This window comes from Halocella sp. SP3-1 (assembly GCF_003953885.1).
Classification (GTDB): domain Bacteria; phylum Bacillota; class Halanaerobiia; order Halanaerobiales; family DTU029; genus Iocasia; species Iocasia fonsfrigidae.
Genome location: NZ_CP032760.1, coordinates 1,345,145 through 1,365,348 on the forward strand (window position 1 = coordinate 1,345,145; position 20,204 = coordinate 1,365,348).

At 35.4% G+C, this 20,204-nt stretch carries 15 protein-coding genes, 1 riboswitch and 1 other annotated feature; of the genes, 13 read left to right on the forward strand and 2 right to left on the reverse strand.

The window, feature by feature from the left end; genetic code table 11:
• Positions 1-67 precede the first annotated feature (67 nt).
• Entirely contained in the window at positions 68-412 is a 345-nt protein-coding gene (locus D7D81_RS06460) for a MarR family winged helix-turn-helix transcriptional regulator (protein ID WP_164522133.1), read from the reverse strand.
• A gap of 728 nt (positions 413-1,140) precedes the next feature.
• Here D7D81_RS06460 and D7D81_RS06465 point away from each other — a divergent pair.
• From D7D81_RS06465 to D7D81_RS06495, 7 genes are all read left to right on the forward strand, one after another.
• Positions 1,141-2,985, forward strand: a complete 1,845-nt coding sequence (locus D7D81_RS06465; RefSeq protein WP_125988410.1) for an S-layer homology domain-containing protein — start codon at positions 1,141-1,143, stop codon at positions 2,983-2,985.
• A gap of 421 nt (positions 2,986-3,406) precedes the next feature.
• Complete coding sequence (gene ccpN, locus D7D81_RS06470; protein ID WP_125988412.1) at positions 3,407-4,057, forward strand: transcriptional regulator CcpN; 651 nt, start codon at positions 3,407-3,409, stop codon at positions 4,055-4,057.
• A gap of 11 nt (positions 4,058-4,068) precedes the next feature.
• On the forward strand, positions 4,069-4,878 hold the full coding sequence (locus D7D81_RS06475; RefSeq protein ID WP_125988414.1) for a pyruvate, water dikinase regulatory protein: 810 nt from the start codon (positions 4,069-4,071) through the stop codon (positions 4,876-4,878).
• A gap of 213 nt (positions 4,879-5,091) precedes the next feature.
• Entirely contained in the window at positions 5,092-6,069 is a 978-nt protein-coding gene (glpX, locus tag D7D81_RS06480) for a class II fructose-bisphosphatase (RefSeq protein WP_125988416.1), read from the forward strand.
• 194 nt (positions 6,070-6,263) lie between these two features.
• Positions 6,264-7,244 (forward strand): GGDEF domain-containing protein, encoded by a 981-nt coding sequence (locus tag D7D81_RS06485; RefSeq protein WP_164522134.1) that lies wholly within the window; start codon positions 6,264-6,266, stop codon positions 7,242-7,244.
• Positions 7,245-7,371: 127 nt separating this feature from the next.
• Complete coding sequence (locus D7D81_RS06490) at positions 7,372-7,902, forward strand: phosphatase PAP2 family protein (protein ID WP_125988420.1); 531 nt, start codon at positions 7,372-7,374, stop codon at positions 7,900-7,902.
• A 34-nt stretch (positions 7,903-7,936) separates the two neighbouring features.
• Positions 7,937-9,091 (forward strand): glycosyltransferase family 4 protein, encoded by a 1,155-nt coding sequence (locus D7D81_RS06495; RefSeq protein WP_125988422.1) that lies wholly within the window; start codon positions 7,937-7,939, stop codon positions 9,089-9,091.
• Positions 9,092-9,142: 51 nt separating this feature from the next.
• Here the strand turns inward: D7D81_RS06495 and D7D81_RS06500 are convergent, their stop codons facing one another.
• Positions 9,143-10,057, reverse strand: coding sequence for a prenyltransferase (locus D7D81_RS06500; protein WP_125988424.1), 915 nt, complete (start codon positions 10,055-10,057; stop codon positions 9,143-9,145).
• Positions 10,058-10,739: 682 nt separating this feature from the next.
• Positions 10,740-10,928, forward strand: a riboswitch (Lysine riboswitch).
• Between the two features lie 112 nt (positions 10,929-11,040).
• On the opposite strand from D7D81_RS06500, the gene D7D81_RS06505 reads away from it, so the two are divergent.
• The 6 genes from D7D81_RS06505 (at position 11,041) to D7D81_RS06530 (ending at position 20,166) form a co-directional block, all read left to right on the forward strand.
• Positions 11,041-12,594, forward strand: a complete 1,554-nt coding sequence (locus D7D81_RS06505) for a Na+/H+ antiporter NhaC family protein (RefSeq protein WP_125988426.1) — start codon at positions 11,041-11,043, stop codon at positions 12,592-12,594.
• A gap of 406 nt (positions 12,595-13,000) precedes the next feature.
• Positions 13,001-13,660 (forward strand): NUDIX hydrolase, encoded by a 660-nt coding sequence (locus D7D81_RS06510; RefSeq protein ID WP_125988428.1) that lies wholly within the window; start codon positions 13,001-13,003, stop codon positions 13,658-13,660.
• 78 nt (positions 13,661-13,738) lie between these two features.
• Positions 13,739-13,975: a binding site (T-box leader), on the forward strand.
• A gap of 68 nt (positions 13,976-14,043) precedes the next feature.
• Positions 14,044-16,689 (forward strand): valine--tRNA ligase, encoded by a 2,646-nt coding sequence (locus tag D7D81_RS06515; RefSeq protein ID WP_125988430.1) that lies wholly within the window; start codon positions 14,044-14,046, stop codon positions 16,687-16,689.
• Positions 16,690-17,128: 439 nt separating this feature from the next.
• A complete protein-coding gene (locus D7D81_RS06520; RefSeq protein WP_125988432.1) occupies positions 17,129-18,385 on the forward strand; it encodes an ABC transporter substrate-binding protein in 1,257 nt (418 codons plus the stop codon).
• Between the two features lie 78 nt (positions 18,386-18,463).
• The gene (locus tag D7D81_RS06525; protein ID WP_205739359.1) at positions 18,464-19,354 is read left to right on the forward strand and encodes a carbohydrate ABC transporter permease; all 891 of its coding nucleotides are present in this window, start codon (positions 18,464-18,466) and stop codon (positions 19,352-19,354) included.
• Complete coding sequence (locus D7D81_RS06530; RefSeq protein ID WP_125988433.1) at positions 19,351-20,166, forward strand: carbohydrate ABC transporter permease; 816 nt, start codon at positions 19,351-19,353, stop codon at positions 20,164-20,166. The genes D7D81_RS06525 and D7D81_RS06530 overlap by 4 nt, the downstream gene beginning before the upstream one ends.
• Positions 20,167-20,204: the final 38 nt, after the last annotated feature.

Here is a 20,204-nt window from a genome sequence, read left to right on the forward strand (position 1 = left end):
GCAGGATAAAGACAAAACACTTGTAAATTAGAGATGATTTATGGAGGGCATTTAGTAAATATTCTGTTTATTTTAGCTGATTTTTAAAATTAATTAAAACTTTTTCCATTAAAGATATTAAATCCTGCTGCTCTTTTTTTGAAAGTATTTTCAGGACGGTCATTTTAGATTCGAGTAATAGATTGTATTGCTGTTCATAGATTTCTCTCCCTTTGGGGGATAAACTAACTTTTACTATTCGTCTGTCTTTTTTGGAGCGAAATCGTGTCAGGTATTCTTTGTTAACCAGCCTGTCCACTATACTGGTCATGGTTGTTGCTGGAATGGAAAAGACATCAGCCAGTTCAGACATAGTTGCACTATCATTTTTTATTCCCAGGATTTGAATAGTGAATAATTCCTTGATATTCAAGTTGGAAACCTCTGAGAATAGATGTTGTTGCTGCCATTGACATTTGAATAAATCGAATAAAATTTTGTCTAATTTTTTAGCTCTCTCTCTAATGCTCATCTTTAAAATTCCTTTCTGCCCTTGATTTAGTAGTATTATTATATCACAAAATTAATTTGAATAACAAACTTTTATAAAATCAAGGATGAATAGCTTGACAGAGAAAAAAACTTATGTTATATTAATAGTACAATAATGGAAATAAATCATTATCGCATAATACGACAAATTATTTATATTAATATGAGACAATCCAATAAATTAATACTACATATTTTATTACATAATATTTAACATAAGTCAGTTAAACTTTGCCAGGAGGAGTTATCTCCTTACAGGTACTGTTATTTAATCTTTCTACCCTTGATTTTGGTTAAATAAAATTACTTGTAAGATGAATAAATTTGCGGGGGGCACCGCCTTCTCCTGGTTTTTAAAAGTCTTTATAGCATATAATACTTTTATAAGTAGAGCTATATTTATCTTAATCATTTGCTAAAAAAAATAAAGGGGGGGTGTAGAATAACATATACTGCAAGTGAAAAGATATTATAGACTGATTCATTTATTACTTAAGGATAATATAAGATTAAGGAAACTAGGACACTTAATTCTTAATTTATCCAGTTAAGTAGATGTGAATCAGGCAATATATCAAAAATTAAACCGAAAAATGAAAGGGGATTTACATGAAGAAAATTGTTATTGCTATGTTTTTAGTACTTGCTTTAACTGCTTCTGCCTTTGCAGCTTCTTTCGCAGATGTGCCTTCAAGTCACTGGGCATACGAAGCAGTTAACAAACTTGTTGCTTCCGGTATTTTATCCGGTTATCCAGATGGGACTTTTAAAGGCCAGAATAACCTGAGCCGTTATGAAATCGCTGTTGTTGTTGCTCGTGTTCTTGACCAGATTGAGGCAGAACAGGCTGCTTTAGCTGATGGAATTGCTGATGCTGATAGTCTGAGTGTTGGGCAAGCACAGCAGGTTAACGAAATCGTTAAGGCTATTGTTGCCAAGAATACTGGTGAAGAATTAAGTGACGAACAGGCTAACGAGGTTCGCAGTATAGTTCAGGCCCTGACTTTTGAATTCAGGCCAGAACTGAAAGAAATTGGTGCTGCTGTTGATGCCTTAGCAGTAGATGTTGACGAATTAGACTCCAGGGTAAGTGCTCTAGAAGCACAACCTAGGGATAATGTTAGTATCACTGGTACTGTAGATACTATCTTTGAAACCGCTGACTATGGTGATGATAAATGGGCCACTGCTTATGTATGGGCTGATGGTGACGCCTTAGATCTAGATGATCCTTATGCTTTTGACAGTAACGGTAATTTGATTGCTGATGATGATAGTGATGATCTGCCTGCTGAAAAGGCCTTTTATCAGGAAATAGGTTTGAATATCAGCGCTAATGTTAGTGATATTAATTTTGACTTGGCATTAGATGGAATTAAAAATCTATTTAGTAAAACCAAGGGTGTTTTTGGAGAACTAGAAAATGAAGAAGAATTCAAAATGGATACAGGTTTGTTAAGTATCTCTAAAGATGACTATTCTATTAGAGCAGGGGATTTCGAAGATTATGGTGTTGAGCCTTACTTTATTGATGAAGAAGACATGGAAGGTATCGAAATTACTGCTCCACTTGCAGGTCTTGACTTTAAGCTTATTGCTTTAGGTGAAGATGAAGATGGTGTTAATAATCATGATGAAGATCAAGATTATTATGGTGTAACTGTTACAAACAAATGGGATCGTGCTAAATTAACTGGTAAGTTATATCATGCACGTAATGGTCGTGATGGTGTTGGTGAATTTGGTGATGAACTCACTGATTTCGCTGTAGCAGCTGAAGGTAATGTTACTGATGACCTAATTTTAGGTGGAGAAGTTGTTTTTAATGATAGTGATGATGAAAGTGATACATTATTTAACTTAAATGCCAGCTATCTCCTTACTGATGTAGTAACACTACGCGGTGAGGTTGAGACTGTTGGTGAAGATTTTATGCCTGTATTAGATGATCTAGAAGAAGTTCCATATGAAGTTAATGGGGTTTCTGGGGTTATCGACAATAATTACGACAAATTTAATATTGGTGCAGACTTTGCTCTAAATGCCAACAATACTCTTAAAGCTGATTATACTCTCTTTACTTCAGATTATAAGGCAGCTGACGAAGACAAAAATGAATTTGAAGTTGGCTTAGAAAATGTAACTGGTAAATTTACCAATAATGCATCTATTACCTTTACACAGAATGATGATTATGTCGAAGATACTGATGTAACACTCTTAGAATTAGGCACAGAGTATGCTATGTCTGATATAGATACCATTGCTGGTAAACTGGTATATAAAGATGCTGATGTTGAAGAGTTAAATTATGTCTATCTGGTAGGTAGTATTGACCATAAATTATCTGATAACCTTAGCTGGTTGAATGAAGTTCAGTTAATCAATGGTGAAGTACTTGATACAGATGCTGAAGGTAGTTCCTTCAAATCTCAATTATCATTTAGCTTCTAAAACAACCTAAAAAAAAAAGAACCAGGTCCTGGAGAATTATTCTCCGGGGCTTTTTTTATCCAGAGCATGACAAGGGGACGGTTCGTTTGTCACATTTATTTTAAAACAGAAGATAACAAGGTAAACATCTTTTTTAAAATAAAAATGTATAAGTTCTCACTAAAAGTGTTATACTACTGATACCAGCAGTGTTTCTTTTCGCTATTATAAGATAGTCAAAAGAATAATACTGCTGGTTTTTTTATTTTAAGGCAGGGGATTATTGAATTTTTATAGAATTATTAGCTAATAAGTATTTAGTGACTTATACAAGTTTAAAAGTATTATTTCCCTAAGAATTATGATTAACTAGGATTTAAGTGGATTCATTGTGTGGTATAATATTATTACTAATGATTATATCAATAGTAATAAGGGGGGGATGACAATTAATCTTACCGAGAGACAGCAGAGGATTATTGAGATTGTTAAAGATAATGACCCAATAACCAGTAAGGAGATTGCTAAACAGCTTAACTTAAGCCGTGGTGCCCTGCGTTCAGACCTGTCTGTGCTGACCATGGCCAATATCCTGGAAGCCAAACCGCGGGTTGGTTATTTCTATTCCAGGGATAATTCCTATTTGAGGGATTTTGATGAACTATACGGCCAGAAGATTAAGGAGATTAAATCAGCAGCAGTTGTGGTCAAAGAGGAGGCCTCTGTTTATGATACAATAGTTACATTATTTTTAAAGGATATAGGCTCCTTGTTTATCATCGACCAGCAGGAAAGCCTGATCGGGGTAGTCTCCCGTAAAGACCTCCTGAAGATAACTATCGGTGAAGGGGACATAAAAAAAATGCCAGTCAGTGTTATAATGACCAGAATGCCGAATATTATTACTGTGAAGGACGAAGATACTATCCTGGAAGCGGCCAAATTAATTGTTAAATATAAGATTGACAGCCTGCCTGTCGTAAAAATTGAGGAAGGCTCTGCTGAGAGTGATCAGCAGATATACAGGGTTATCGGTAGGGTGACTAAAACCAATATAGCCCGGGTTTTTGTCGATTTCGGTTTAAAGATATAGGGGGGATATAAATGACAGAGAGTACTGATAATATTACTATTTATACCATCTCTGATTTTACAGGTAAAACAGTTAATACTGTCGTGAAATCAGTTATGATTCAGTTTGATTTAGCTCCAGCCAGTATTAAAAAATTCAATAATGTATGTAGTCTTGAAAAATTGTCAGGGATTATTGAACAGGCCAGGGAAGAAGAAAACCCTATTTTAGCCTATACACTTGTCCTACCGGAATTATGTCAGTATCTTGAGGATAGGGCAGCTGAATACAATCTTCCTGCTATTGATATAATTGGACCATATCTTAACCAGTTTTCTGAGATTATTGACCGCCAACCACAGCTGGAGATTGGCTTGAGTTATCAGATCGACCATGAAGTATTTCAAAGAATCGAATGTATTGATTTTAGTGTCAGGTGTGATGATGGAAGGGATTTGAATAAATTAACAGGGGCAGATTTTATTATTATTGGTGTTTCCCGAACCTCTAAAACCCCTTTAAGTATGTATTTAGCACATCAGCAATACAGGGTTGCTACTATCTCCCTCTCTCCAGAGGTTATTGTTCCTGCCGAATTATATGAAATTCCAACTGAGAAAATAATTGGTTTATCAATTGATCCGCGTGTACTGCAGAAAATTCGATCCTACCGGGTAGAATTAATGGACTTCAGTTCTGAAATAGACTATGTCAAATTACCCCGTATCAAAGAAGAGATAGCCTATGCTAATCAGGTAATGGATGAAGTGGCTTCAAAGATTATTGATGTGAGTTATAAATCTATTGAAGAGATTGCTGTGGAAATATTAAGAACAGAGTAGCTATACAATTTTGTTTAAAAATTTAAAGCCTCTACTTTAAAAGTGTAGTATGATTAATGAATATTACCTTGAACAGTTCATATAATAGAATATAGTATACACTAATAAACTATTATTACTCTAAAGCGTTGCAAATAAAGTTAAAAAATAGTATAATAGTACACAACATTAAGATACTTAGTACATAATAATAAGTAGAGGGAGAGATGATCATTGAAAAGGGGATTATGTTTTGAACTGGTTAGAGTAACAGAAGCAGCAGCCTTGGCTGTGGCCCCCTGGAGGGGTAAAGGAGAAAAGGAACAGGCAGACCAGGCGGCTGTAGATGCAATGAGAAAGGCTTTAAACTTGATTGATATCACTGCAGAGGTTGTTATTGGTGAAGGGGAAAAGGATAAGGCCCCTATGCTGTATATTGGTGAGGAAATTGGTTGTGGCTTAAGCCCGAAACTGGACATTGCTGTTGATCCAGTAGAGGGAACCAATCTTGTGGCCAATGGTTATCCCAATGCCTTATCAGTTATAGCATTGGCTGAGGAGGGGAGACTCCTTAAAGCCCCTGATATGTATATGAAAAAAATAGTTGTGGGAAAAAAGGGAAAGGGAAAAATTGACCTACAATCCTCCCCTACGCAAAATATAAAGAATACAGCTAATGCCTGTGGCAAGGCGGTAAGTGATATTACTGTAGTTGTTTTAAATAGACCCCGCCACCAGGAGCTTATCAGGGAAATTAGGGAAACAGGTGCCCGTATAAAGTTGATACCTGATGGAGATGTTGCCGGTGGGATTGCTGCTGCCCTGGATGGTACTGGAATCGACCTCTTAATGGGTATCGGTGGTGCCCCAGAAGGAGTGTTAACTGCTACAGCAGTTAAATGTTTGGGTGGTGAAATGCAGGCCCAGTTGTATCCGGTCCATGACTATGAAAGACAGCAGGCTAAGAAAATGGGTATTAATGATTTAAGCAGGGTCTTGATGACAGATGACCTGGCCGGTGGCAGTAACCTTGTATTTGCTGCTACAGGTATTACCACAGGTGAATTGCTAGATGGTGTTATGTATAACGGGAGCCAGGTTGTTACCCACAGTTTGATCATAGAGAATAATAACAAAATCAGAAAGCTGGCCAGTACTCATTTAAATAAAGGTCTTGATAGCTGTTTCTGCCAAAAAGTAATAAATATATGATAGAGGGATGTTTCGTTTGTCACACCATTTAAAAGCTGGAGTGATAAACGAAACTTTTTTTGTGATTACTTTTGTTAATTTTGTGTTAACAACTGGTTAATTTCGTTATTTATTATTTACTTTACTTCAAAAAAACTGTTATAATTATCTAAGAAATGGCTGTTTTTGAGAGTCTGCTTGTAGGGGAGATTTATATGGATATCCATAAAGCTATTATTGGTAAAATAGCAAAGAGCTATAGAAATGGGTCTGTATCCCCTGATAAAAAAACAAAGGAAGTTGTTTCCCTGTTTAAAATGGATAATCAATTGGGAAGGGTAGTAATTGTAGAACATGGAAAACCCATTGGTCTGGTGATGCGTGATAATATCTTTTACCGTCTGGGCAGTCAATTTGGATATTCACTGTATATGGATAAATATATTAGTAAAATAATGAACAAAAACCCTTTAATACTGGATTATAATATACCTATTCTTCGAGTATCTAAGCTAGCTATGAGTAGAAAAAAGGCTAATCTCTATGACTATATTATTATTACCAAAGAGGAAAGATATTATGGGACTGTGTCTATCAAGGAGTTATTAATTCATGTTTCCCAATTAAAAGTTGCTGAGGCCAGGGATTTAAACCCATTAACAAATCTACCAGGTAATAGGCTTATTGAGGAGGATATTACTCATAGAATTAAAAATAAGGATATTTTCTCTGTTTTATATCTAGATCTTGATAATTTTAAAGTTTTTAATGACAATTATGGGTATAAAAAGGGGGACAATATAATTATATTTACTGCTGAGCTACTAAGAGATGCTATCAAAAAGTTTGGTGGTAGCAATGATTTTATAGGGCATATTGGTGGTGATGATTTTTTAATTGTTACAGAACCATTAAAGGATATCAAAATAAGTGAGTATATTATTGAGCAATTTGATAAAAATGTCCTGGGGTTTTTCAGTGAAGAGGATATAAGAAATGGTTATATGGAGGGGAATGATAGGATGGGTCATTTTTATCAAATGCCATTAACCTCTATTTCTATAGCTATTATAAGTAATGAAAAACAGAGAATAGATAACCATTTACAGATAAGTGATATTGCAGCTGAACTTAAAAAATATGTCAAAAATAAGGCTGGTAGTAACTATATAAAAAATCGTCGTTCTAGTTATTAATATGTTGTGTTAAAAGATTTCTTTTATAAATATTAACAAAATTTAATCTATTTTTTACATAACTGATAAATTCCCGAAACATTTAAGTGATATAATTAAGATAATTCATAAATGGGAGGGGATTTAATTGAATAGTATAGCAGATAAATTATTAATTAAGGATGTTCAGGTTTTTAATTACCTGAATAAGAGATTGAAAAATAATTTAGTAAATAGACTTATGTTATTTATAACCCACCTTGGAGGTGCTCCTTTTACAATTTCTTTTACTATATTTTTTATTTTAATAAAACCATCTTTTCATCCCTATCTAGGTTGGGAATTACTACTGGTATTAGCAAGTAGCCATTTATTAGTTCATATTATAAAAAGGCTAATAAACCGGCAGAGACCTTATGTAGAACTTGGTAATATTGAAATATTGATAGAACCATTTGAATCATATTCCTTTCCTTCCGGTCATACAACAGCCAGTTTTAGTATTGCTTTAACACTCTCCTTTTATCTATCATTTCTTTTTCCAATTGTAATCTTACTAGCTCTATTAGTTGCTATTTCAAGGGTATACCTGGGAGTCCACTATCCATCTGATGTGCTTGTTGGAATTATGATAGCTTTTATATTTTCTTTTCTTGTACATTATTATGTCTTTATATAATTTTTAAATATATTTCAACTGGAGGGATGTATAAATGAGGATTGCTATATTCACAGATACATTTTCCCCACAGATTAACGGGGTAACCAAAAATCTTGACCTTTTGCTGGAGTATTTTGATAATCATGGTATTGAATTTATAGTCTTTGCGCCTGATGTAGGTAGTGTTAGTGAAAATGAATATGAGAATAAAATAGTCCGGATAAATAGCTTTGATTTTTTTCTCTACCCGGAATTAAAATTCTCTCTTCCAAACTATTTTAAATTCAAAAAAATATTAGCTGAGTTCCAGGCAGACTTAATACACCTGGTTACCCCTTTTAATATTGGACTAAGTGGGTTATATTATGCTAAACATAATGAAATTCCCTTGGTGGCTTCTTATCATACTAATTTTGATCAGTATCTTGAATATTATAAGATCAAGTTTTTAGAAGAGGCAGCCTGGAAGTATTTAAAATGGTTTCATAATCAGGCTCTCTGTAACTACTGTCCATCAAGAGATACATTGGAACAGTTAAAGCGAAGAGGTTTTAAAAATCTGGATATCTGGGGTCGGGGGATAAAGGCAGAGTTTTTTGCACCTTCTTATCGTGATCTAAACTTCAGGAGACAGCATGATCTTGAAGGGAAAATTGTATTTTTATATGTCGGCCGTCTGGCCAAAGAGAAGAACATATCATTATTATTTGATAGTTTTGAAAGGCTTAATAAAAAATATCAGGACAGGATTGCTTTAATAGTAACCGGTGATGGTCCGCAAGCTAGGGAGTTAAAAAATACTGCTTCCACTAATATAATTTTTACTGGTTATCAAACCGGGGGGGAACTATCAAAGGTCTATGCCTCTGCTGATGTCTTTGCTTTTCCCTCTGTTACAGAGACATATGGTAATGTTATAATAGAAGCAATGTCTTCAGGCCTGCCAGTAGTAGCAATAATGGCAGGGGGAATTAAAGAAAATTTGATAGATGGATATAATGGTATTGCTTGTTATAATAATAATCTGACTGAGTTTACTGAGAAATTAGAGAGGATTATTCTTGATAATAAACTGCGAAAAGAATTAGCAGGCAATGCTAGAAAACATGCTTTAAAACAAAACTGGGATGATGTCTTTAAAAGACTTATCAGTAGTTATATAAAAATAATTAAGGAAAATAAATCTCTTTCTAATATTTCTGCCTAAGAGAAGTCTGACCGAACCTCAAGGCAAAAGGTATAAAATTGATATTTTGTTTCAAAAAAACCTGCTAATTACTAGAGTTGCTGCTAGGCTTCCTCCAAATTCAATATTTAGACTGGCCATTTTATAGTCTATTCCCAGCAGATCATTTTGATTTTGGGCGTAATAGATAGTCTTGATTCTATTAACTGCCAGGGGTAGGGTTATTAAAACCAACAAAGACCATGCTGGCAGGAGATTTTTATAGATCAGGATTGTTAATGATAGGTAGGCAGAGATAATTAAAAAATAATAATAATATCTTGCAAATCTAAAGCCCATAACTACCGGGGCAGTTTTGATACCTTTTTTCTTATCATTTTCATAGTCCCTTAATTCGTTGGAGTGCTGCATAGCAGTTATCAAGAAACTGACAGGTATACCAACCCAGACTGGATACCATGCCTGTATACCAGTCTGAATAAGGTATATTCCCCAGACCATTATTACTCCCATCCATAAAAAAATAGATGGGCCGCCAAGACCATAGTATTTATAGCTGATAGGCCTGGCAGTGTAAAAAAAGCCAGCAAAAGCCCCAATAGTACCTACCAAAAATATAACCCAACCCCTGAGTAATGAAAGGTAAATTCCAAAAGGAATACTTAAAAAAAAGCACCATAGACCTACTTTGTAAAATTCTTCAGGTTTAATTTTGCCTTTGACTCTATTTAACCCACTGGAACTTAAGGAATCTCCATGATCCAGGCCTATTATATAATCAAAATAATCATTAATTAGGTTTGTTCCGGTATGTATAAGCATTAGTGGTATCATACTTATCAAATGTAGCTTAAGGTCAAATATTCCGTGATAAAAAGCCAGGGCAGCCCCGACACTGGTTGAAACTGTAGTAGTTGCAAAGCCAAATGGCCTGATGGCAATCAGCCAGTATTTCAGTCTACTTAATGTTTCTGTTTTATTTAACATTATATTTCCTCCGATTCATAGTTTTCTTTGATTTCCTCATTTATTATTTGTAAAAACATAGTAATTATACCATATATAATTATTTTCGATTAAATCTGGCTGGCGAAGCTACTTTGTCCAATGTTAAGGAATTATGTGATTTTTGAGATTATGGATAACTTTGAAGACCGACAAATATATTTGTTTCCCTTGTCGTGCACCACAGGTACTCCGTATTTAAGCAGAGCGCACAAGAACAGTTTGAGGTTGCGCTACAGCGTCCTGCTTACGCTTACTGTCGAGAAATTCTCCTCCGGCTCACTGACTCTTCTTTTTATTACGCATGGTCGAGTTAGTATCAGGCCATCGAGGCCAAGCTCCTGCCTACGGATAATTTCTAGAGTCGTCCAACAAATATATTTGTCTGGTTGATAGTTTATTGATTAACTATGGGTAATAAATAGTTTAAGTTAAGAAAGCTGATGTTTTTGATTAAGTCTTGGTGGCAGTCAGGATACTTTATTCTTAATTCGAAATAAGATTCAAAAAATCTGCAATTAAGCAGGAGAATATTAAAAGTTGAAGAATCATATAAATAATGTAAAGGTAGTAAATTAGAAAGGAAAGGGGAAATGGTGAGTTTGTGTGACAAACGAACCGTCCCCCTATCATGTCATATAATATGGGATTGCCTCATCTTATTAGATGGGGTAGAGGCGCGGAAGTGATTAGTAGTTATAGGGTCAGTGAACCTTTTGCCTATAATGAAAGGCAGTTCTGCCGAAGTCCTGTTTTAAGGGTTCAATGAATAGGGCTGGTTCTGTACAGAATATGTGCAGGACTGTCATTGTGAGATTGGAATATTATTTCATAATGGAGTACTATCCTCATTTAAATTAGGAGGTGGTTTCTACTGGTAAAGAGAGTGATCCAGCAGAAAGTGCTGGATTGTTTTTTGCTTAAGATTTTGTGGTAAAAGAAGACTTAATGAAGGAGGGAGTATAATGGATAATTATGGAATACTATCATTGATTCCACCGTTGCTAGCAATAGTACTGGCCTGGCGTACTAAAGAGGTTATTTTATCACTTTTTATAGGTGTTTTTGCAGGTGCTATGCTTATGGCTGATTATAATCCGCTTGTTGGTTTTATGGAAACACTTGATAAGTATATGCTGGGTTCATTATCTGATTCATGGAATGCTGGGATTATAGTTTTTCTACTGGCTATGGGGGCTATGATAGGTGTAATTAATAAGGCAGGTGGTGTTTGGGCGATTGGTGAATATGTGGCCAGAAAAGCACATTCAGTTAAAAATACACAATTTGCTACCTGGTTAATGGGGATATTCATTTTCTTTGATGATTATGCTAATACCTTGATTGTAGGTAATACGATGCGCCCTATTACTGACAAGATGAAGATATCCCGGGAAAAACTTTCTTTTATCGTAGACCTGACAGCAGCTGCTGTTTCAAGTATTGTTCCTATTTCTACCTGGATAGCATTTGAGGTTGGTGTAATTAGGGATGGACTTAATGCTATTGGTGTGGAACAAAGTGCTTATACTACTTTTGTACAAACTATACCATATAGGTTCTACAGCATTTTTGCCCTGATCTTTGCCTTGATATTGATCTATACTGCCAGGGATTTTGGGCCAATGTATAAGGCTGAAAAAAGGGCAAGATTAACTGGTAGAGTGATTCGTGAAAATTCTACACCTATGGTTTCCAAAGAATTAGAGGCTATTGGAAAACCTGAAGGTAGGAGTTTTAATATATTTGATTCTTTTCTACCGATATTTGCTGTAATTTTAGTGACTATTTACGGCCTCTGGTATAATGGTGGTGGAACAAGTCCTGATAAGACAATCTGGCAGGCTTTTGGAGATGCTGATGCCAGTATAGTATTGCTCTGGTCATCTTTTGCTGGTATTCTTGTAGGGGGATTACTGGCTTTGATTAAAAGGATTTTATCTATCTCTGAAATTATGGAATCGATTATTGATGGTGCTAAATCTATGTTAATAGCCTGTATGATCTTACTACTGGCCTGGTCTATTGGTGGAATTACAGAAGACCTGGGGACGGCAAATTACCTGGTTAGTGTTTTAGCAGGTAGTATTCCACCTTTTCTGGTACCTGTGTTACTATACATAATATCAGGTTTTATTGCTTTTACTATTGGGAGCTCATGGGGTACTGTAGCAATTGTAATGCCTCTGGCTATTCCGCTGGGTTTTTCTATTGGTGTACCACTACTTCCTACTATTGCAGCTGTACTAACTGCTGCTGTTATGGGTGATCACTGTTCTCCTATTTCTGATACTACGATTATGTCATCTACTGCTTCTGCTGTAGACCATATAGATCATGTAAGTACCCAACTGCCGTATGTTTTGACTGTTGGAGCTGTAGCTTTATTAATAGGTTTCCTGCCGGCTGGTTTTGGGGTATCATGGTACTTCTTATTACCTCTTGGGGTTATAGCCCTATACCTGATTGTCAGGTCTGTAGGGAAGAGTGTCAAAGAAGAGGACCTGTTAATTTCTTAATGATTTTTCAAATTATAAGCTGTTGAGCAAGAGGCGTTGTTTTATTGGCGTCTCTTTTTTATAGCTATATAAGTAGGACTTAAATATAGCACTTTTCTGTTCCAGCCAATTATATTAATTCAGCTTGTCGTGCGCCACAGGCACTCCGTATCTAAACAAACCGTACAAGAACATTAAGGTTGCGTTACGGCGTCCTGCCTACGTGAAAAATATACGACGCTCTCGATGAGCTAGTATCTAAGCTATCATTGCGTAAGTTAAAAGAAAGCTTAGACTAGTCGCTCCATTAATATAATTGGCTTACACTAAGCATTAGTGTGAATAAATTAAATGAAACTTATATGTAGTTAGATAAAATAATATATGATATAATAATTTGTAATGAGTAGAAAAAGAGGGTTATTTAATGAATAGATGTGATTTGCAAAAAGTAGTTGATAAATTGCCTGAACATCCAGGGATAATAGGAAAAGAGGAAATTTTTTTTAACTCTGCTGTCCTAATTCCGTTGCTTGAGATTGCCGGGAAATATCATTTTCTCTTTGAGGTTCGAGCGGGGAATATTCCTCAGGGGAATGAGATATGTTTTCCTGGCGGTAAATATGAGCCTGATTATGATGCTAATTACCAGGAGGCAGCTGTGAGAGAAACTGTTGAGGAGTTAGGAATACCCAGGGAGAAAATAATTGTTAAGGGTGAGCTGGGGACGTTTCTGGCACCTATGGGGGCTAGTATAGATTCTTTTCTTGCTGTATTAAAGATTAAAGATACAGCTGAATTGATGATTAATAAAAAGGAGGTTAAAGAGGTCTTTACAGCACCAGTGTCTTTTTTTAGAGATAATTCTCCGGAAGAATATAAAGTAAGGCTTGAGATCCAGCCATTTTTTAAGGATGAGAATGGTAGAGAAGAGATCTATCTGCCGGCTAAAGACTTGGGTCTGCCGGAAAGATACCATAAACCATGGGGTGGGAAGAGATATGATATTATTTTATACCGCTATCAAGAGAAAATTATCTGGGGTATTACTGCCCAATTAGTTAGAGGCTTTATAAATCTGCTGTAAATGGAATTTTTAAATAAAATTTCGCAATTTGACTTGACAAATCAAGAAATTTTGTATATTATTATAAAAAATGTATATATGGATACAATGAAGGGGAGGAGTAATTCAGTTTATTCTTAAGAGAGAAGGATTCATTGGCTGGAAAATCCTTTAGAAGTGACTGGATGAATGTCGCCCAGGAGTAGCCACGGCTGAAAAGAAGTAAGTCTGGTCGGTTTTGATACCGTTATAATAAATTAAAGAGTTATTTAACCTGTTTTTATGGTAGAATAAAATTAAGGTGGTACCGCGAAAAGGTCCTCTTTCGTCCTTAGATGGATGGGGGAGGATTTTTTAAATGGGAACTAATATTTTGTTGATAATAGAAATAAGGAGGCAATATTATGACAGATCTACTGAAAACATATAACCCTGATATTGTGGAGGGAAAATGGTATGATAAGTGGGCTGAAAAGGGATACTTTGCTGCCAGTTTTAAGCCAGAGCGGGATTCATATAGTATTGTTATGCCCCCTCCTAATATAACAGGGCAGCTTCATCTAGGACATGCCCTGGATAATGTCTTTCCAGATATTTTAATTAGATGGAAGAGAATGATGGGGTATAATACACTCTGGCTGCCAGGTACAGACCATGCCAGTATAGCGACTGAGAAAAAGGTTGTCGATAAAATAAGAGAGGATGGCCAGGAAAAAGAAGACTTCGGCAGAGATGGTTTTCTGGAAAAGGCCTGGGAGTGGAAAGAGGAATATGGTAATAGGATTACTAAACAGCTGAGGAAACTTGGTTCTTCCTGTGACTGGTCACGTGAGCGTTTTACAATGGATGAGGGTTGTTCCCGTGCTGTCAGAGAGGTTTTTGTAGAGTTATATGATAGGGGTCTGATTTATCAGGGGGATTATATTGTTAACTGGTGTCCAGACTGCCAGACAACCGTATCTGATATTGAGGTTGAACATGAAGACCATGTCAGTCACATCTGGCACCTTAGATACCCCCTCAAAGATAGTAATGAATATATTGTAGTTGCTACAACTCGACCAGAGACCATGTTGGGTGATACAGCTGTGGCAGTAAATCCATCTGATGAAAGGTATCAGGATTTAATCGGTAAAATGGTTGTTCTACCCTTGATGAATAGGGAGATACCGATTATTGCTGATAATTTTGTTGATCAAGAATTTGGAACAGGAATGGTCAAGGTTACACCAGCCCATGACCCTAATGACTTTGAGATGGGCCGACGCCATGAGCTTGAGCTTATTAAGGTAATTGATGAGAATGCGGTCATGACAGAAGTGACTGGTAAATATGCCGGGCTTGACCGTTATGAATGCCGTAAACAGGTAGTTGCGGAGCTGAAAGCAGAGGGACTGCTGGATAAAATAGAGGATTATGAACATTCAGTAGGCCAGTGTTACCGTTGTGATACTGTTATTGAACCCCTGGTTTCTAAACAGTGGTTTGTTAAGATGAAACCCCTGGCAGAACCAGCTATTAAGGCAGTTAAAGATGGTAGAATACGTTTTGTACCTGAGAGATTTAAAAAGGTTTATTTAAACTGGATGGAGAATATTCAGGACTGGTGTATTTCCCGCCAGCTCTGGTGGGGTCACCGCATACCTGTCTGGTATTGTCAGGACTGTGGCGAAATAATAGTTAGTAAGGAAGAGGTAGTAAGTAAGTGTACTGCCTGTAACAGTGAAAATCTTGTCCAGGAGGAAGATGTACTTGATACCTGGTTTAGCTCAGGACTGTGGCCTTTTTCTACTATGGGCTGGCCAGTAGATACAGAGGAACTGGCCTATTATTATCCAACTGATGTACTGGTAACTGGTAGAGATATTATTTTCTTCTGGGTAGCCAGAATGATCTTTATGGCCCTGGAATTTATGGATGAGGTGCCCTTTAAAGATGTATATATTCACGGACTTGTCAGGGATGCCGAGGGGCGTAAGATGAGTAAATCACTGGGTAATGGGATAGACCCGATTGAGGTGATTGATGAATATGGCTCAGATGCACTAAGGTTTACCCTCATTACCGGTAATACCCCTGGAAATGATATGAGATTCAGGGAAGAAAGACTGGAAGCAAGCCGTAATTTTGCCAATAAAATATGGAATGCAGCCCGTTTTATTTTGATGAATATTGAAGATGTTGATTTTGACGGCATCAACCCTGATGATTTAAAGTTAACACTGGCAGATAGATGGATATTAAGCAGGGTGAATAAGGTCAATTCTAATATCGAAAAGGCTTTAAATGATTATAATTTTGGAGAGCTAAGCAAGATACTCTATGATTTTATCTGGAGTGAGTTCTGTGACTGGTATATTGAATTGGTTAAATCCCGTCTCTATCAAGACAAAGACCTGCAGGCCAAAGAAACAGCCCAATATATTGGTGTTACAATACTGGAAAAGATTTTAAGGCTGCTTCACCCGGTTATGCCGTTTATAACTGAAGAGATCTGGCAGCAGCTTCCTGGTACAGGAGAAAGTATTATGATTGCTCCCTGGCCAGAGATTGAGCAGGGTGTTATTAGTGATGAAATAGAGGATAAGATGGCTTTAATAATGGATGTAATTAAGTCTATCAGGAATATCAGGAATGAGATGAAGGTTAATCCAGGTAAAAGGATAAAGGCTATACTTAATTCACCAGAGGGAAAATTTGATATTTTACAGGAGGGTTATAATTACATTAAGGATCTGGCCCGTCTCAAGGAACTCTCTATAGAAATTAATATAGAAGAAAAACCAGATAAATCATCAACCTCTATTGTCAGTGGGGTAGAAATCATTTTACCCCTGGAAGGTATGGTTGACCTGGATAAAGAGATTGCCCGGCTAGAAAAAGAATTGGAAGAGGTAGGCTCTGAGATTAAGCGGGCAGAAGGGAAGCTGGCTAATGAGGGTTTTGTGAATAAGGCCCCTGGACACCTTGTCCAGCGTGAAAGAGAGAAACTACAGGAGTTTAAAGAGAAGAAGGTAAAGCTACAGCAGAGCTTAGATGATTTAAGGTAAAAATATATTATAATTATATTATTAAAATCTGAGGTTATCTCATCAAAATGAGATAACCTCTTTTTTTGAATTTGTTTTGAGAATAAGATAAATATTAGCGTGCTTAAAACAATTATTAAGTTGATACATATATCGTATTGAAAAACAAAACTGTTAAAATCAGAAAATTAGTTAAAAATTAATTATTGACAAAATTATTATAATATGCTATTATAATATCAAAAGTTACATATGTAATGAACAAAATTACAAATATGATAATATAATGACTTATAATTGCAAAGTGTTTTATATTTCTGAAAAATTATATTAAAATTTGGGAGTGAAATATTAGTTTTTGTAATTAAGGATCAATCAATCCTTAATAATAGAGTAATATAAATGGAGGTGAAAACAACTAAAAATAGTTTGAAGATTTAAAAAAGGAGGAGAATAATTTATGAAAAAGGAATTAGTTGTTCTATGTACAGTTATTTTGATTGTTGGGTTATTTTCAGGTGTAATAAATGCAAAAGAAGAAATAACTGTTTGGGTTGGTGGACATATAGTGGCCCAAGAAGATCTTTGGGAAGATATAATTAGTAATTTTGAGGAGCAAGAGGGTGTTCGGGTAGATTATCAGTTGATAGGGTTTGATGTATATTTTGATAGGTTGGTTGTAGCTTTTAAAGCGGGCCAGGGACCAGATGTAACCTTTGCTGATTTGGGTGGCTGGGTACCTACTTTTGCTGCAAATGGTTGGCTTGAACCAATGGATAATCAACTTGCTAACTGGAATGGTACAAATGAAATATGGGAGAACCTCTGGCCGACTGTTGAATATAAGGGTCATAAATATGGTTTGCCATGGTATACAGATTGTAGGTTATTACTTTATAATAAAAAAATGTTTAGGAAAGCTGGTTTAGATCCTAGTAAACCACCTAAAACCTGGGACGAATTATTGAATTATGCTCAAATATTAACTGACCAAGGAAACCGTGTTTATGGTTATGGTGTTTCGGGTAAGAAAACAGAGGTTTCAACATTGGGATATATTATGTTCCTATTTGCTAATAATGGCAAACTTTTAAATGATGACTATTCTCAAGCCGCTTTTAATACTTCAGAGGGAATAAAGGCTTTAAAATTTTATACCGATTTATACAAAAAGTATAAAGTATCACCTTCTAATACTTTAGCTTATGGGGAAGATGAATACCGCAATATGATGGCACAAAATAAAGTAGCAATGGCTATAGGTGGTCCGTGGTCTTTTCCTTTAATTGAAAAGGCAAATCCTGATATTAAAGACGAATATGCTGTAGCACTACACCCCTATAATACAAAACCAGCGAGTGTATTTGGTGGTTGGGCTTCAGTTATTTCAAAGCAATCAAAGAATAAAGGACTGGCCTGGAAATTTATTAAATATATTACCAGTTATGAGGTCTGGGATATGTGGATTAAAAGATCTGGGGGGCCCTTACCAGCACGTAGGGATGTAGCTGAAGATAGTCCGGTATTTAAAGACAGTAAATGGCAAGTTGTATTGCAGACTTTTCCAACTGCAGGATTCAGGCCTCCAATACCTGAATATCCAGAGGTGTCTAATGTAATACAAACAATGATTCAAAATGTTTTACTTGGTAAGCAGACTGCTAAGGAGGCAATTGCTTTAGCTGAGATTGAGGTAAATTATATACTAAGTAAATAATACGAATTATCTTTGAATATGTAATAAGGTTAAAAGGTTTTAACAAGCCTTTTAACCTTATTCTAAGGAGAGATAGATATGAGTAATATGGAGAATAGTATGACGATTAAAAGAAAAACAAATAATCATATATATTGGTTTATATTACCTTTTTTAATTTTTTTATTAATTTTAGTGGTTTATCCAATATTAAAAAATTTAATTTTGAGTTTTCAAAGTGAAAGTGGAATTTTTGTCAATTACGTTGAGACTCTAAAAAATCGTAATTTTCCAAAGATCATCTTTAATAGTTTTTTGTGGACTTTTAGTAGTATTATTCTTCAATTTATTATTGGCTTAAGTATTGCCTTTCTTTTAAAACAACCTGTTAAAGGTAAGGCAGTGTTTAGAACAATTATGCTTGTATTACCCTGGGCAACACCTGATATTGTTGCGGCTGTGGCCTGGAAATGGATGTATAATGATATGTATGGTGTATTTAACGATTTGCTGGTTAAACTTGGTTTGATAAACGATTATTTGCCCTGGTTGGGTTTTCCGAATTTAGCCAGAGCGGGAGTGATTATAGCTAACACCTGGAAGGGATTTCCTCTTTCGGCTATGTTTTATTTGGCAGCATTACAGACGGTTCCATATACTTTATATGAAGCAGCAGATATTGATGGCGCAAATCTCTGGCAAAAATTTAGATATATAACAATACCGATCATTAAACCTGTAATTATTACTACAATTATGCTAACTACCATATGGAGTATTAATTATTTTCCATTAATTTATACGATGACTGCTGGGGGACCAATAAATGCAACCGATACATTTGTAACTTTTGCTTATAAAAATGCTTTTAAATTCTTAAATTTTAATCGTGCAGCTGCACTGGCTAATATATCTTTTATAGTAATTCTTATGATAGCTATTTCTTATGTAATATTTATTTTTAAGGGGGAGGGCGAGCCTAAAAAATGAAAAAAAAAGTATTGCTATATATTTTAAACATAATAGTTAGTTTAATTATTGCTTTTCCATTTATCTGGCTGGTAATTACTTCACTAAAAACTTATGATCAAATATATAGTTTTCCAATTCTCTATTGGCCAAAAAAGTTTACCTTTGAGCATTATACTCATATTTTAAAATTGAATTTTCCACGTTATTTTCTTAATAGTGTAGTTATAGGTTGTGGGACTGCAATTATTTCAATATTAATTGCGGTCATGCCGGCATATGCATCTGCTAGATATAAATTCAAGGGTAAAAAACAGATTATGTTATCAATATTATTATCCCAGATGTTTCCTCAGATAGTTTATGTTGTTCCCTTTTTTATTATTTTAAAGCAGTTAAACTTGCAAAACAGTTATTTGGGTATGATGGTTTCATATCTTCCATTTACAACGCCTATAGCTGTTTGGATGATTAGGAGTTTTTTTCTAGGAATTCCTGATGCGCTTGAAGAGGCTGCAATGATTGATGGTTGTAATCGTTTTAAAGCTTTTTATAAAATCTATCTTCCATTGGCTATACCAGGTATTGCCTCAGTTGGTATTTATGCCTTTCTTTTTTCCTGGAGTGAGTTGATGTTTTCAATGTCTTTTCTTTCAGCAAAAAATCTACAAACAGTTCCAGTTTTTCTTTCACTATTTGTTGGCCAGTATCAAACACGCTGGGGACCTTTATTTGCGGGTTCAGTAGTAGCCTCAATTCCCCCAATGCTTGTTTTTGCATTATTACAAAAATATTTTATTCAGGGTTTGACCAGTGGTTCTGTTAAGAATTAAGGCTAAATATGTTAAAATATATATAATAAATTTCAAAA

Coding starts and splice junctions, on each gene's coding strand:
- D7D81_RS06465 (WP_125988410.1), top strand. CDS start 1,141: ATGAAGAAAATTGTTATTGCTATGTTTTTAGTACTTGCTTTAACTGCT.
- ccpN (WP_125988412.1), top strand. CDS start 3,407: ATGACAATTAATCTTACCGAGAGACAGCAGAGGATTATTGAGATTGTT.
- D7D81_RS06475 (WP_125988414.1), top strand. CDS start 4,069: ATGACAGAGAGTACTGATAATATTACTATTTATACCATCTCTGATTTT.
- D7D81_RS06485 (WP_164522134.1), top strand. CDS start 6,264: ATGGATATCCATAAAGCTATTATTGGTAAAATAGCAAAGAGCTATAGA.
- D7D81_RS06495 (WP_125988422.1), top strand. CDS start 7,937: ATGAGGATTGCTATATTCACAGATACATTTTCCCCACAGATTAACGGG.
- D7D81_RS06500 (WP_125988424.1), bottom strand. CDS start 10,057: ATGTTAAATAAAACAGAAACATTAAGTAGACTGAAATACTGGCTGATT.
- D7D81_RS06505 (WP_125988426.1), top strand. CDS start 11,041: ATGGATAATTATGGAATACTATCATTGATTCCACCGTTGCTAGCAATA.
- D7D81_RS06510 (WP_125988428.1), top strand. CDS start 13,001: ATGAATAGATGTGATTTGCAAAAAGTAGTTGATAAATTGCCTGAACAT.
- D7D81_RS06515 (WP_125988430.1), top strand. CDS start 14,044: ATGACAGATCTACTGAAAACATATAACCCTGATATTGTGGAGGGAAAA.
- D7D81_RS06520 (WP_125988432.1), top strand. CDS start 17,129: ATGAAAAAGGAATTAGTTGTTCTATGTACAGTTATTTTGATTGTTGGG.
- D7D81_RS06525 (WP_205739359.1), top strand. CDS start 18,464: ATGAGTAATATGGAGAATAGTATGACGATTAAAAGAAAAACAAATAAT.
- D7D81_RS06530 (WP_125988433.1), top strand. CDS start 19,351: ATGAAAAAAAAAGTATTGCTATATATTTTAAACATAATAGTTAGTTTA.